The organism is Mixta intestinalis (assembly GCF_009914055.1).
GTDB classification, from domain to species: Bacteria; Pseudomonadota; Gammaproteobacteria; order Enterobacterales; family Enterobacteriaceae; genus Mixta; species Mixta intestinalis.
In genome coordinates this window covers 1,080,466-1,093,905 of sequence record NZ_CP028271.1, presented here as the reverse complement: position 1 = coordinate 1,093,905, position 13,440 = coordinate 1,080,466, and the positions used below count along the sequence as shown (strand labels likewise).

Genomic DNA, 13,440 nt, shown 5'->3' with positions numbered 1-13,440 from the left:
CGCGGCCTGACGCAGGTTATCCACAGAAAATGGGGATAGCCTGTGTATGAATAAGTATAAATGGGTGTGCTGCCGGAGGATAAAAGGTAAAGCGCTCCTTGCACATCATTAACTTAGCGCTTTTCCGGCCAGCGCTGCTGCGGAAACAGCGAGACGCGCAGGTTAAACAGCGAGACCAGCGGCGGCAGCGCCGCACAATCGCGCATGGCAAGCGCTTCCAGCGTCAACAGCAGATCGTTCAGCTCATCCAGCAGGCTCTGATGAGGCCGCGTCTGTAACGAGCGCATCCGTCGCTTCAGATAGAGGCCCAGCTCATGCAGCATCTGCCCGCTCTCTATCCGATATTGCGCCAGCACCTGTTGATGGCGCGCATAGAAGTCGTAGCAGTTAGCGCCCAGCCAGGCTTCAGTAATCAGATCGCCGCCCGCCAGCAGTTCCGGATCAGGATCGAGACGCTTACGCGGCAGAATGATATTGACCCGATCCAGCATACGGGCGATGAACTGCTGACGCGCCAGCAATGAAGAGGCGTTGCGTTCAATCTCCTTAATAAAACCGAGCAGGTCGCGGATACCTTTACGCACCGCCCGCTTCGCAATCCATGAAGGCCGTTTGTTACGAATAATCGCCGTTAGCGTCACCGCGAAAAGAATGCCCACCAGCGAGGAGATCGCCGCGTTCAGCGTCGTAATTAAATTGGGCACATAGTGATGGCTAAGGCCGATAAAGCCGGGGATCTGGATCGCCACGCTCAGGCCGATCAGGTTAGTTGCCGGGCGCGCGATTGCCAGGCTAAGCGCAAACAGCCCCGGCAGCAGGCACATCATCAGCGCCTGGAGTGTGTTAGCCTGCGGGATCAGCACGCCCACGTAAAACAGGCTGACCGCCAGCGCCGCGACTACGCCTTTTACAAACAGCTTCATCGGCGTAACGGGAGAATCGATGCTGGCGAAAAATGAGCTGATAATAGACGCCATCAGCGGCGCGTTAGCGCCGTCCGCCCAGCCGCTGCCGATCCAGTAAAGGCTGGAAAGGAACGTCGCCAGAAAAGCGGTAAGCGATGAGAGCAGCAGCAATCCCTTATCAATATGCCGGTGTTCACGCGGATTATTCACCAGCGGCGCATCGCTGTCGCTATAAAGATCGCCGGCGCGGGCACTGACGTTCTGATAGGCATCAACGATACGCACGACGTTAGCCAGCCGCTCCAGCAGGCCAATTAACAGCATACTCTCTTCACCGCTGCGCTCGCCCTGACGCCACGCCAGTTCCAGCGCGGCCTGGCCTTCGGTTAATGCCTGCCTGACCGCATTCACATGGCTTACGCGGTCATGGTTCAGCCACAGTAAAAACCGCTGAAAAACCTGCGTCACGCTGGCCGGAAAATGAATTTGCAACTCTGCCAGCAGGCTCAGACGGGTTTCGATAGCGGTCAACGTTGGCAACAGATAGCTCAGGTGCTGATACTGAACGCTGACCAGCCGAATCACCTGACGCGCCGCCTCACCTTCATAGACACAGTGGGTAATCAACGTCTCAACGTTAAGCGGATAGTTGGCCATCTGTATAAGGATATCCTCGCGTTCCAGCGATTTATGCTGCGGCGGGCGGGTAATCAGTTCGTTGCAAAGCTTACGCGCATTCTGATACCAGATATCCACGCTCTGCTCCAGCAGGTGCTGCATTGATACCGGAAACAGCAGCCGGTGAATCAAGGTGCTACAGAGGATCCCCAGCGTGATCTCCTCAATACGCGAGATCACCGTAAAGGTGATCGCCGAGGGCGTAGTCACGTCAGGAAATCCCATAATCGCCGCACTGTAGCCCGCCAGCATAAAGACATAGCTTTTTGGCGTGCGGTCATGAAGCGAAAGGTACAGGCAGGCGGTCACCCACAGCGACACGCAGAAGCTGAACAGCAGCGGCGACTGTACCGTCTCAGGATAGATAAGCCAGATAAACAGCCCGCCAAGCAGCGTCCCGACGAGACGGAATATCGATTTCGACAGGGTTGAGGCGGCATAAAGCTGCGACGTGACAAAAACGGTTGTCAGCGCCCAGGCAGGTTTTTCAAAATTCAGCAGAAGAGCAATAGATAACGCCAGAAACGCGGCCAGAGAGGTTTTGCAAGCGAACAAAACCGCGTTTTTTGAAAACCACTTCATCTTAAAAGAATACCGTAGCACAGCAGTGTGGCGCGTATCCTGACAGAAGTGCATGGCTTTTGCGCTGGATTATGTAATACAAATTATTACTATGTTAACCATATGATATTATTGATAATAAGATTTGTATCGCTACGGTTACAGTTTGCGCACCTTTCGCCATCTCTCGGTATGAATAATTTCTTATTTGCTTTACTTCGCCTTGTGACGCTGAAAAACATCGCGCCAGGGTAAAACAATCACCCTTATGCGCTTTATCAGGCTACACGCCATTCTTTATCAGAAAAAACGCACCTTTTTTGTTAATTAAATCTTTCAATTGTTTAGTTAAGCGTTAAAATACCGCCCCTTTTTTATATTAACTTTATGTTTTTAACTAAAATGTCACAATCCATCAAAACCTGTTCGGCACTATCTCTTGCAGTCATGCTGGCGTGTTCAAACGCCTGGGCTGATAACACCACGGAAAAAACCGACGTCCTGCTGATTGGCGGCGGGATTATGAGCGCCTCTTTAGGGACGCTGTTACACGATCTGCAACCGGACTGGAAACAGCTGATGGTTGAGAAGCTGGACGGCGTGGCGCTGGAATCCTCTAACGGCTGGAACAATGCCGGTACCGGGCATTCCGCCAATATGGAACTGAACTATACGCCGGAACGTGAGGATGGATCGATCGACGTCACCAAGGCGCTGGAAATCAATGAAGCCTTTATGATTTCGCGCCAGTTCTGGTCCTCACAGGTGAAGCGCGGTGTCTTAAACGAACCGCACTCCTTTATCAACTCAACGCCGCACATGAGCTTTGTCTGGGGCGACAAAAACGTTGATTATCTGACAAAACGCTATAAGGCGTTGCAGCAGACCACCCTGTTCCAGGGAATGCAGTTCTCTACCGATCAGCAGCAGATCAAAAAGTGGGCACCGCTGATTATTGAAGGCCGCGATCCGCAGCAGAAAGTCGCTGCCACCTGGACGCCGGTAGGCACCGACGTGAACTACGGCGAGATCACCCGCCAGCTGATCGGCAGCCTGAAAAAGAATAATAACTTCACGCTGGAAACCTCCACTGAAGTCACCGATTTTAAACGCAATGGCGATAACAGCTGGCACGTGACCGTGACCGATGTCAAAAGCGGTGAAAAACGCGCGATTGATGCCAAATATGTGTTTATCGGTGCCGGTGGCGGCGCGCTGAAGCTATTGCAGGAGACCGGCATACCGGAAGCGGATAACTATGCAGGCTTCCCGGTTGGCGGCTCCTTCCTGGTGTCCGAAAATCCGGTTATCGCCAGCCAGCACGGCGAGAAAGTCTACGGTCAGGCTTCCGTTGGCGCACCGCCGATGTCGGTACCGCACCTGGACGCCCGCGTTCTTGACGGCAAGCGCGTAGTGCTGTTCGGGCCATTCGCTACCTTCTCAACCAAGTTCCTGAAAAATGGTTCGTTCCTCGATCTGCTGAGCACCACCACCACCAGGAACGTGATTCCGATGACCGATGTCGGCCTGGATAACTTTGATCTGGTGAAATATCTGGTTGGTCAGGTCATGCTGAGCGATGAAGACCGCTTTGAAGCGCTGAAAGAATACTACCCTGGCGCACGTAAAGAAGACTGGAAACTGATCCAGGCGGGTCAGCGCGTTCAGATCATCAAGAAAGATGCGGAAAAAGGCGGCGTGTTGAAGCTGGGTACGGAAATCGTCACCGACAGTCAGAAAACGCTGGCGGCCCTGCTGGGCGCTTCGCCGGGTGCCTCTACTGCCGCGCCGATCTCGATTAACGTGATCAAGCAGCTCTTCCCGGCACAGTTTAACTCGCCGGAATGGCAGAGCAAGCTGCACGCTGTGGTTCCGAGCTATGGACAGAAGCTGAATGGTAACGTTGCGCTGACCCAACAGGTATGGGACGAAACGGCTGCCACGCTGCAACTGACCAAACCGCCGGTAATTAAGATGGGCGGCAACGCTGAGGCAACGACAGCTCAGCCGCAGCAGGAAGCTCATGCCGCTGCGCCGCAGCACGATATGGCGCTGTAAGCCAGGCGATTCCAGGCCCCCTCTCCGGGGGCTTTTTTATGCGGCAGTTTTACCACTATCTGACAGCGCGGCGGCAAGGCTGTGATTGCAGGCAATACGCTTTATCCAGGCCAGCAGCAGCCTTGCACTTTTCCAGATAAATCAATCAACTGTTAATCAGCTTTTTTTCCTGCCACAAAACAGAGGCGGAATGGTTGATGTATCTATCCTGTCAGCGGGATATTTTATGAGATTTTTCTTACAGAATATCTTTCTGTCGACATAGTATTTTCCCCGACAATCCTACAGTATCGACAGAGAACTACCCTTTACGACGACAATAAATCGTCATTGCTACATTTTATTTAATGACAGAAATTTCACAAAACATCCTGATTTGACAGCAGAATTCATCGTGTCAATGATTAGGAAGAACTGACTATAAACCGCTGTGGAGATGGCGATGCCTCTGAAAATAGTAACTATGGTTCCGGCCACCGCCGCTTCGATTAAAGCTGCCCGTCAGGCGGCCGGTTTAACCCAGGCGCAGGCCGCAGAGCGTTTTGATTATAGTCTGCGCGTATGGCAGAAGAAAGAAACCGAAGCGGGAACGGGCAAAGGCAGTGGCCTGAGCCAGGCAGAATATGAGCTGTTATTGTTACTGGGCGATCGGCATCCCGACTATGCGCTGGTAGCAAAAAAATAACCGGGACGGCCAGCCTATCTGAGCTGGCTATCTTTACTGCCGCGACGATTATAGAGGCTAAGGCTATTTTGCTGTTTATCCAGTTCCATCTGGCAGGCCAGGCAGTATCTGACCCCTTTTAGCGCCTGACGTCTGGCTTCAGGGATCGCTTCACCACATTCCTGGCAATAACGCTCGCTTTCGCCCTGCCCGATCGCCTGACGTGCGCGCTCGACACCATCATTAACCGTGCTGTTAATTTGTTCGTTAACGGCTTCGTCAGAAGCCCAGCCGCTGGCCATAATGCTCTCCTGGTTGAAGGAATAAGTATCAATATGGTAGCTGAGCAGACAGAGTTCAAGTTAAGGAGGCACACCGGCAGCGCTAACGGCGCAGAACAAGGTTGGACAGTCAGATAGCAGGGATTCAGGCTCAGGCAGGCGCCGCATAGCTGATAATCATCGGTGCTTTACAAAAGATACAAATGGCACCATGCGGATTACGAAAAGAGACGTCAAACAGTGAGATGCGACACTGATGTCCGCTACAACGCGAGCATCGATATTTAATAGTTAAAATAAATAATCCTTAATAATTTCACAATGAAAAGGCAGCTTAACACGCTTATTGTCCGTTGTCTGCGTTTTAAGAAATTTATTTAACTTTAGCATTTTGTATTAATTTTACCGCATTAACCATACGCTTTTACCGCCAACGAACGCGTTTACCTGCTTTTCATCCTGTCGCCGTTCTATTTAACGCCACCTTTTTATCGACAAAAGGAAAAAGCCACCCGAAGGTGGCCTGAATAGCACTTAATTTTTTTATATTTTCCAGTCCAGCATGCTGCTTTTAATGGAAAAGATTTCCCTGGTGTTGGTAGCCTTACGGCTTTTCGCCCCTGAAGGACGACTGTCAACAAATGGGAGTTCCGCAACGCCTGTTATAGCGACTACGTAGCCCTTCGCTAACGACAGCTATATTGCTTTAAAATAACTTATGTATCAACTCTCTTAAAGTACAGGTCAGAAGGCGACAAAGCAGACATATTCTGATGGGGATGAAGAAATAATCATTTCAGCCGTAACAATATAGTTAGCAAAAACCTCACCGAATGTAGTAACGGCAAAACCAGATAAATCGATAAATTACTCGGCTGATAAGCGATGAGAATGGTAATAATTTAATCTACGCCGGGAGAGTTTATGAATGTATTGAAACGTATCGAGAACCTGGAATGCAGATAACCTCTTTTCACCGCTACAGATAAAATGCAAAAAACGCGTTAAAATATCGTTTCGCTTTATCGTAACGCAAAGTAAATACTTATTTTATTTCGCAAAATATTCAATAAGTTAAAAGGAATTTACTGGAAAATTTTATCAATTTAATGGTTTTCAGGTGATAACAGTGATTTCTTACTATAATCTGATAAACGGAGTACAGATTTCGGTCGTCAAAAAGCAGGAAATTTTTTGGAATGGGATCAATGGAGCAGTTTATGGTTTGGTACGTACTTGACTCAATCATCAGTCCTGATTCAGACACGGCTTTCTCTCTTATTAGTTCACCTTATAACCTGAAGTTTGTTTTGTGGTATGATACAAACCATTATTTAGCGCCAGGCGACAAGCTGGAAACATCAGATAATGGTTTGATTGTTAATGGTCATCTCCAGAATGTCTATATTCTGGATGTCTCAACCTTCCGCTCCGATTACTGGCAAAAGCTGCATATTTATAATAAGTGCTGTCCGGGCAATACCAATAGCCTTTCTTCCACCTGTATTTATAAACAGCGATGTCGGGTAAAAAAATGCCCCTTTACACCCCACTAAGATCGCTTTGTCGCTTATGCCGGGCTGCCCTGGCATTTCCCATATTGAATTAAGGTTCTGCCGATCGCTTTACGAGTATTACCATGGCTAATACGCTTTCAGTATTATCCATAACGCCGTCCGCTATTTCATGATCCGTCTGGCGCTTTGGCTACCCCATTAGCGATATATCATGCCAGTCATTTTTCACCACACCGGATCTTCTCGTTTCGTCTGTTTTTAGCGACAGGCAATCGATGCCTTTTCCAGTTCGTAAGGACAGCGAGGAAAGCGACACTGTTGCTGTGGGCAGGCAACAACCGGCCTTACCGGCCCGTTTGCCGGGCATCCAGTACGGGCAGAAAGCAGCGCCCAATTGGTACGGTTGAATGGCATTACGGTAATAATGGCGATATCACCCGTAACGCCATTTATAGCCAGTTCGTTTTCCGTAATATCCAGCACGTCACCAGACCGGGCAACTTTCTCGCCCTGGTACCAGATTATTAATTTAAGATTTTCTGAGTTTATGGCGCAGGTAAAAACGGTACCCGTTAAAGGGCATACCAGCGAATCCATGACGTTATAAAGCATATCCGCCTCTGTAAAACAATAACCTGATTTGTAGCGTATTAACGAAAAAGGGGTTAAAGGGCCCGCAAGCATTTTTGCTGACCGCTTCGATAGTATTTCAATACAGCTACAGCTTAAAGGAAATTTCCCAATATTCTATTTAAATTAAGAGCCGCTTAGCAAAAATAACATTTATTGATAAAAATTGATTTAGCGGGTTTAAAATGACGTTTTTTGACACTTTTTTCACAACATATTCTTAATAATGCATACATATGACGGCGTAATTTGTCCATATAAATCAATATAATCATCCAAAATACGAAAGAAAATAACCTTCGTTAACAAACTACTAATTAATGGAATTATAATTAATCACGCAACTAATTTATTAATAAATAATTGCCGCATTAATAATTTACTTGCGAGTTATATTTCCTCTGGCATTCAATACTAAAAACCAACTGGTTTGACCAGATAATTTTTTTCATGGCGGAAATGGATAATTTCAGATTCTGTCCTATAACTTCAGACGTGGTAATTAGCCACAAAGTAACGAATGGTGCTTTACACCGCCTCTGGGAACAAAAGGATTTCCGTTCTCAGAGGTTCTTTTACTTAAAGCCTGCGTTATTTCTGGCTTAGCCATGCCCACGCTATAGCGATATCTTATCGCCTACTTTCTACTGGAGAATATTATGGGTCAGGAGACCGGCACAGAAATGCAGATTGCTGACTATTTCAGGCAGTCAGCGTCACAGCGGTTGAACGAAAGCGAAATGATTGGTGCGCTGACAAAGCATATCGCGCGTAAGAAAGAGACGTTTAGTGAAAAGGTGTTACTTGCGGGCCTGCTGGAAAAACTTGAAACGGAAAGCGACGCAATAAAGCTACAGGTTTATCGTCAGGCGTTAGAGATATTGCTGAAAAGACGCTAACCGCTAGCAGAGAGGTTTCGTATTAGCAGACGGATAAAAAGGCCGCCTGCGGCGACCTTTATTCTGGTGATGCACCTGTAACAGGGCAAAAATTATTTCACAGTGCCGGTCGGCGGTACTGCACCGGAAATTTGCTCGTTCTGTGCGCCAGAACCCGGACGAGCCGCTCCCAGCAGCGGTTCATCACCCAAAATTTCGGGCTTCTCTTTTGCGGTAAATTCACCGTTGCCATCATAAGAGGGACCTTCGCACCAGCGTCCTTTCGGCAGCGGTTTATCCAGCGAAGTATTAAGGCAGTAATAAGCGTGCCCGGAAGCCTCATGCTCCTGCGGGAAGCTATTCGGTATCGGCAGAGAGGCGTTCAGGCCGCCCATCTCTTCGATCACCGCCAGCCACTGCTGCTGGTGCATGGTATCGCGTGCAATCAGGAACGACAGGAAATCTTTCATTCCTTTATCTTCAGTCATGTTATACAGGCGCGTTGCCAGTACGCGGCCCGTCGCTTCCGCCGTTACGTTTGCCAGCATGTCTGCCGCCACGTTACCCGAAGCATAGATATGGCTCATATCAAACGGCATGCCGTTAGCGTTTACCGGCAGCGCAGCCAGACCGGAGGAGAGAATGTGGCGTGGGTTCATCCCGCCCATAATGGCATTCACTACCGGATCCTTAGCCGACGCTTCCTGATAAGAAAGCGGCGCTCCCTCAAGGTTCAGCGCAACTGCATAAGCAAGCATTTCGATATGACCCAGCTCTTCCGTAGCGGTTGACATCAGCAGATCCCTGATACGTGCATCGCCGCGTGCGCCCATCGCCTGGAAAAAATATTGCATCGCTACGCGGATTTCGCCTTCAACGCCGCCGATAGCCTGTTGCAATAACATCGCAAACTCAGGATCGGGCTTCTCTACCCGTACCGGAAACTGCATCTTTGATGAGTGATGGAACATATAATCCTCCTCTCTCGCTTGTCAGGTTGAAATACCCGATCAAGCCTGGAAGGTGTTTATATATAAATCAAATAAGGATAATAAACATTATCATTTAAATGCTAATGCCCCGTCATTAATCCCTCTTTTACAACGGATTTATACTTTCTCTTTTTTTTCTGCTAATTGCCGATGTTCGCGTCTTATCGTCACTTTTTTTTGCTTTCCACCTCTTTTGATCACGGCTCCATCGGTTGATTACCCGGCGCAAAAAATTAAGGAATATCCTGGTAAATGGTCTGGCTTAGCTGATGCTTTTGCGCATAAAAATTAGCGAAACGGCCTGCCTGCACCTGGTACTCTTTGCGGTTCGTTCTATGCTCGAAGAGAGGCTGTTATTCACGCCCGCTAAATCAGGACAACGACATTGACGCAGGATATAACAAGATGAATATCGCATGTTTAGGATGGGGTTCGCTGCTGTGGAAACCGGGAGCGCTGCCTGTCAGCGGTGACTGGCACGCTGATGGCCCCGCTTTACCCATTGAGTTTTCCCGCGTAGGCGACAACGGCGAACTGGCTACGGCGGTTTGCCTTAACGCACCCCTGGTTCCGGTTTTTTGGGCATGGCTGGCCGTTGATACGCTGGAACAGGCCTGTGAGGCGCTACGCCAGCGTGAACAGATCCCGCAGGAGCGAAAAGATGGCGTCGGCGTCCTGCTTATTCAGGCTTCCGCCATGGGACCACTGGCAGAATGGGCGCGGGCTCGCCAGACAGACGCCCTTATCTGGACAGCACTTCCACCGCGTATCGCCCAGTGCGAAGGGTTGATTCCCGGCATCGACGATGCCATTGCTTATCTTAGCGAACTGGAAGGCGAAAAGCGGGAACATGCACGCCACTATCTCGAACAGGTGCCGGCACAGCTGGATACGCCCTATCGTCGGGCGATAAAACAGCGTCTGGGCTGGGGACGATAAGCCGCACCTGCCGCCCGTAACTTAACCGCAGGCACCCGCATACAGACCGCCGCCCGACGGCAGTTTGCCGGTGCCGTGGAAGCGGCCTCATACCACAGGGAGCGTGCTCATCGTTGAAAATCAAACAAAACCATCGATCCGCTACCTTCTGCTTGACCTGTTGCGCCGTCTTTGCACAATAGCGCGGCTTTGGGCGACTGCGCCTGCATAATAAAAATAACTGGAAGGAAGCTAATATGGGCATCACACGTCGCGATTTTCTCAATGGCGTCGCCATTACCGTTGCTGCCGGGCTAACGCCGATGCAAATTCTGCGTGCATCGCCACTAACGGCGCAAAAAACGCTTTATTATCCACCTGCCCTGACCGGCCTGCGCGGTAACCATCCCGGCTCCTTTGAACATGCGCATCAGCTGGGGCGCGATGGCAAAGGCTTCGATTTTGCTAACGTGTCGGTAGAGGAAAAATACGATCTGGTAGTGGTCGGTGCCGGGATCAGCGGTCTGGCCGCCGCCTGTTTCTGGCAGCAGCTGAAAGGTAAGGATCAGCGGATCCTGCTGATTGATAACCACGATGATTTTGGCGGTCACGCCAAACGTAACGAGCTGGACAGCGGCAATGCTACCCTGCTCGGCTACGGCGGCAGCGAATCGCTACAGTCGCCGCGATCTAACTTTAGCGCGGTCGCGATGGGCCTGCTGAAATCACTCGGCGTCAGCGTTGACGGGCTGGAACAGGCGTTTGATAAAACATTTTATCCCGATTTGAACCTGAGCCGCGGCGTCTATTTTGATAAACGAAACTTCGGCGTCGATAAGCTGGTCAGCGGCGATCCGGGCCGGATGGTGGCGGATGACATTCCACGCGATCGGCTGAACGGGCGCTCTTATCAGGCCTTTATCAACGATTTTCCGCTGCCGGAAAGCGATCGCCAGGCGCTGATTGCGCTACACACCATCGATAAAGACTATCTGCCCGATCTTAGCGTGGAAGAAAAAGTTGAGTGGCTCGATACCCACAGCTATAGCCAGTTTCTGCGCGATAAGGTTGGCCTGAGTGAAATGGCGATCCGCTATTTTCAGCAGACCACCAGCGATTTTCAGGCGGTTGGCATTGACGCCACCTCATGCAGCGACGCGCGCATTTGCGATCTGCCGGGCCTGAACGGTATGAAGCTGCCGCCGCTGGATGCGGAATCGCTGGCGGATCTGGAAGATCCCTACGTTTTTCACTTCCCGGACGGCAACGCTTCGCTGGCGCGTCTGATGGTGCGCCATTTGATCCCGCAGGTCGCCCCGGCAGGCAAAGATATGCAGGATATCGTGCTGGCGACGTTCGATTACTCGCAGCTCGATCGTCCCTCCTGGCCGGTCAGACTGCGCCTGAGCAGCACCGGGCTGCACGTTGCTAACGTCAGCGATGGCGTAGAGGTGTGCTATATGACCGGCGACAGGCTGCACAAAGTCCATGCCGGTCAGGTAGTAATGGCGGGATACAATATGATGATCCCCTACCTGGTGCCGGAAATGTCGCAGCAGCAACAGGAGGCGCTGAAGCAAAACGTCAAGGCACCGCTGGTCTACAGCAAAGTACTGATCCGTAACTGGCAGCCGTTTATTCAGCTCGGCGTGCATGAGGTCTACTGCCCAACCGCACCCTACTGCCGCGTGAAGCTCGATTATCCGGTCGATCTGGGCGGCTATCGACATCCACGCGATCCGAGCCAGCCGATAGGCCTGCATATGGTTTCCGTACCGACGCTGCCCGGCAGCGGCCTGAGCCCGCGCGAACAGGCACGAAAAGGTCGCGCGCAGCTACTCGGCACCTCTTTTGAGCAGCACGAACGGCTGATCCGGGAACAGTTACAGGGCATGCTGGGCGCGGCCGGCTTCAATCACCAGCGCGATATCCTGGCGATTACCGTTAACCGCTGGTCACATGGCTACTCTTACTTCCTCAACGGGTTGTTTGACGATGAGGATGAGGCGCAAAAAATTATCACTACCGCACGTCAGCCGATAGGCAATATCACTATCGCTAATTCCGATTCTGACTGGAGCCCCTACGCTAACTCCGCTATCGATCAGGCCTGGCGTGCGGTTAACGAACTGGTAAATAGTCATGCGAAGGAGGAAGCATGAGGCTGCGTTTATCCTCCCTCGGCCTGCTGCTGGCGTTAGCCGGCAGCGCCCAGGCCATGTCGCAGGGCGAATATGTTGCACGCGCCGCCGACTGCGTTGCCTGCCACAGCGCGGAAAATGGCGCGCCGCTGGCGGGTGGCGTAGCGTTTTCCACGCCCGTTGGCGCGGTCTATGCCACCAATATCACCCCGGACAGGGAATATGGCATCGGCAATTACAGCTTTGAAGATTTCGATCGCGCCATGCGCCAGGGCATAGCAAAGGATGGGCATCATCTCTACCCCGCTATGCCTTATACCGCCTATGCCAAAATGAGCGAGACGGATATGCGCGCGCTTTATCAATGGCTGATGCATGAGGTGCCTGCGCAGCCGGTTGCCAACCGTGACAGCGACATTCCCTGGCCGCTGTCGATGCGCTGGCCGCTGGCGCTGTGGAAGCAGTTGTTCCATCGTGATGAGGGCTGGCAACCGCAGACGCAGCAGAGCGAACGGTGGAACCGCGGCGCTTATCTGGTGGAAGGGCCGGGCCACTGCGGTAGCTGCCATACGCCGCGCGGCTGGGCCATGCAGGAGCAGGCGCTGGATAACGGTGACGCACGTTACCTGAGCGGCGCCGAACTTGACGGCTGGTATGCCCCTTCGCTGCGCGGCCTGCCGCCTGAAGAGACGGTAAGCCTGTTGAAAACCGGCCACAGCGCGCACAGCGCCATTGCCGGGCCAATGGGCGAAGTAGTGCAGCACAGTACGCAATATCTTACCGATGAGGATTTGCAGGCGATCGCCGTTTATCTGCGCAGCCTGCCCGCCACCGCACCGGGAGTTGCTGGCGCACCGGCGGCCAGCGTGATGCAGGCGGGCCAGCAAACCTATGCAATGTACTGCTCTACCTGCCACGGCGCTAAAGGCGAAGGTGTACCGAACGTGATCCCGGCGCTTTCCGGTAATATCGCGCTGACGGCGGACAATCCGCTGACCGCGCTGCGCGTGGTACTGGACGGAGCGCAGACGCCAGTCACCGCTGAACATATGACGCAGACGATGCCGGGTTACGGCTGGACGTTAAGCGACCGGCAGGCTGCTGATTTAATGAGCTACCTGCGCGGTAGCTGGGGCAATCAGGCAGCGCCGGTTACGGCGCAGCAGGTTGAGCAAGCACGACAGCTAAACGTGCAGCATCGCTAAGCTGCCGCTAAA

The 13,440-nt window shown here is 51.7% G+C and carries 12 protein-coding genes; 7 read left to right on the top strand and 5 right to left on the bottom strand.

The features are described from left to right. Positions 1–113 precede the first annotated feature (113 nt). Entirely contained in the window at positions 114–2,165 is a 2,052-nt protein-coding gene (locus C7M51_RS05150) for an FUSC family protein (protein ID WP_160620802.1), read from the bottom strand. Between the two features lie 381 nt (positions 2,166–2,546). Between C7M51_RS05150 and mqo the strand changes: the two genes are divergently transcribed. Continuing rightward, a complete protein-coding gene (mqo, locus tag C7M51_RS05145) occupies positions 2,547–4,202 on the top strand; it encodes a malate dehydrogenase (quinone) (RefSeq protein WP_160620801.1) in 1,656 nt (551 codons plus the stop codon). Positions 4,203–4,644: 442 nt separating this feature from the next. Beyond that, positions 4,645–4,887 (top strand): hypothetical protein, encoded by a 243-nt coding sequence (locus C7M51_RS05140; RefSeq protein ID WP_160620800.1) that lies wholly within the window; start codon positions 4,645–4,647, stop codon positions 4,885–4,887. 14 nt (positions 4,888–4,901) lie between these two features. On the opposite strand, the gene C7M51_RS05135 is transcribed toward C7M51_RS05140, so the two are convergent. Both C7M51_RS05135 and ymcF read right to left on the bottom strand, forming a co-directional pair. Further along, positions 4,902–5,168, bottom strand: a complete 267-nt coding sequence (locus C7M51_RS05135) for a DksA/TraR family C4-type zinc finger protein (RefSeq protein WP_160620799.1) — start codon at positions 5,166–5,168, stop codon at positions 4,902–4,904. A gap of 130 nt (positions 5,169–5,298) precedes the next feature. Continuing rightward, positions 5,299–5,388 carry a cold shock small protein YmcF gene (gene ymcF / locus C7M51_RS22720; RefSeq protein WP_425281004.1) on the bottom strand — a complete coding sequence of 30 codons (90 nt, stop codon included), beginning with the start codon at positions 5,386–5,388 and terminating at the stop codon, positions 5,299–5,301. Positions 5,389–6,367: 979 nt separating this feature from the next. On the opposite strand from ymcF, the gene C7M51_RS05130 reads away from it, so the two are divergent. Continuing rightward, positions 6,368–6,703, top strand: a complete 336-nt coding sequence (locus tag C7M51_RS05130) for a hypothetical protein (RefSeq protein WP_160620798.1) — start codon at positions 6,368–6,370, stop codon at positions 6,701–6,703. A gap of 219 nt (positions 6,704–6,922) precedes the next feature. Here the strand turns inward: C7M51_RS05130 and C7M51_RS05125 are convergent, their stop codons facing one another. Further along, positions 6,923–7,276 (bottom strand): anti-adapter protein iraM, encoded by a 354-nt coding sequence (locus tag C7M51_RS05125; protein ID WP_160620797.1) that lies wholly within the window; start codon positions 7,274–7,276, stop codon positions 6,923–6,925. Between the two features lie 677 nt (positions 7,277–7,953). Here C7M51_RS05125 and C7M51_RS05120 point away from each other — a divergent pair. Then, on the top strand, positions 7,954–8,193 hold the full coding sequence (locus tag C7M51_RS05120) for a biofilm development regulator YmgB/AriR family protein (protein ID WP_160620796.1): 240 nt from the start codon (positions 7,954–7,956) through the stop codon (positions 8,191–8,193). Positions 8,194–8,285: 92 nt separating this feature from the next. Here C7M51_RS05120 and C7M51_RS05115 read toward each other — a convergent pair whose 3' ends face one another. After that, positions 8,286–9,143, bottom strand: a complete 858-nt coding sequence (locus C7M51_RS05115) for a manganese catalase family protein (RefSeq protein ID WP_160620795.1) — start codon at positions 9,141–9,143, stop codon at positions 8,286–8,288. A 426-nt stretch (positions 9,144–9,569) separates the two neighbouring features. Here C7M51_RS05115 and C7M51_RS05110 point away from each other — a divergent pair, with 426 nt between their 5' ends. The 3 genes from C7M51_RS05110 to C7M51_RS05100 all read left to right on the top strand — a co-directional run bounded on the left by C7M51_RS05110 (position 9,570) and on the right by C7M51_RS05100 (position 13,428). Next, positions 9,570–10,103: a hypothetical protein gene (locus C7M51_RS05110; protein ID WP_160620794.1), complete on the top strand. Its 534-nt coding sequence runs from the start codon at positions 9,570–9,572 to the stop codon at positions 10,101–10,103. Positions 10,104–10,339: 236 nt separating this feature from the next. Next, positions 10,340–12,244 (top strand): NAD(P)-binding protein, encoded by a 1,905-nt coding sequence (locus C7M51_RS05105; protein WP_160620793.1) that lies wholly within the window; start codon positions 10,340–10,342, stop codon positions 12,242–12,244. Further along, a complete protein-coding gene (locus C7M51_RS05100; protein WP_160620792.1) occupies positions 12,241–13,428 on the top strand; it encodes a c-type cytochrome in 1,188 nt (395 codons plus the stop codon). Before C7M51_RS05105 ends, C7M51_RS05100 begins: the two co-directional genes overlap by 4 nt. Positions 13,429–13,440: the final 12 nt, after the last annotated feature.

Excerpts from the sequence above, each read along its gene's own strand:
- C7M51_RS05100 (WP_160620792.1), top strand. The coding sequence starts at position 12,241 with ATGAGGCTGCGTTTATCCTCCCTCGGCCTGCTGCTGGCGTTAGCCGGC.
- C7M51_RS05110 (WP_160620794.1), top strand. The coding sequence starts at position 9,570 with ATGAATATCGCATGTTTAGGATGGGGTTCGCTGCTGTGGAAACCGGGA.
- C7M51_RS05115 (WP_160620795.1), bottom strand. The coding sequence starts at position 9,143 with ATGTTCCATCACTCATCAAAGATGCAGTTTCCGGTACGGGTAGAGAAG.
- C7M51_RS05120 (WP_160620796.1), top strand. The coding sequence starts at position 7,954 with ATGGGTCAGGAGACCGGCACAGAAATGCAGATTGCTGACTATTTCAGG.
- C7M51_RS05135 (WP_160620799.1), bottom strand. The coding sequence starts at position 5,168 with ATGGCCAGCGGCTGGGCTTCTGACGAAGCCGTTAACGAACAAATTAAC.
- mqo (WP_160620801.1), top strand. The coding sequence starts at position 2,547 with ATGTCACAATCCATCAAAACCTGTTCGGCACTATCTCTTGCAGTCATG.
- C7M51_RS05140 (WP_160620800.1), top strand. The coding sequence starts at position 4,645 with ATGCCTCTGAAAATAGTAACTATGGTTCCGGCCACCGCCGCTTCGATT.
- C7M51_RS05130 (WP_160620798.1), top strand. The coding sequence starts at position 6,368 with ATGGTTTGGTACGTACTTGACTCAATCATCAGTCCTGATTCAGACACG.
- C7M51_RS05125 (WP_160620797.1), bottom strand. The coding sequence starts at position 7,276 with ATGCTTTATAACGTCATGGATTCGCTGGTATGCCCTTTAACGGGTACC.
- C7M51_RS05150 (WP_160620802.1), bottom strand. The coding sequence starts at position 2,165 with ATGAAGTGGTTTTCAAAAAACGCGGTTTTGTTCGCTTGCAAAACCTCT.
- C7M51_RS05105 (WP_160620793.1), top strand. The coding sequence starts at position 10,340 with ATGGGCATCACACGTCGCGATTTTCTCAATGGCGTCGCCATTACCGTT.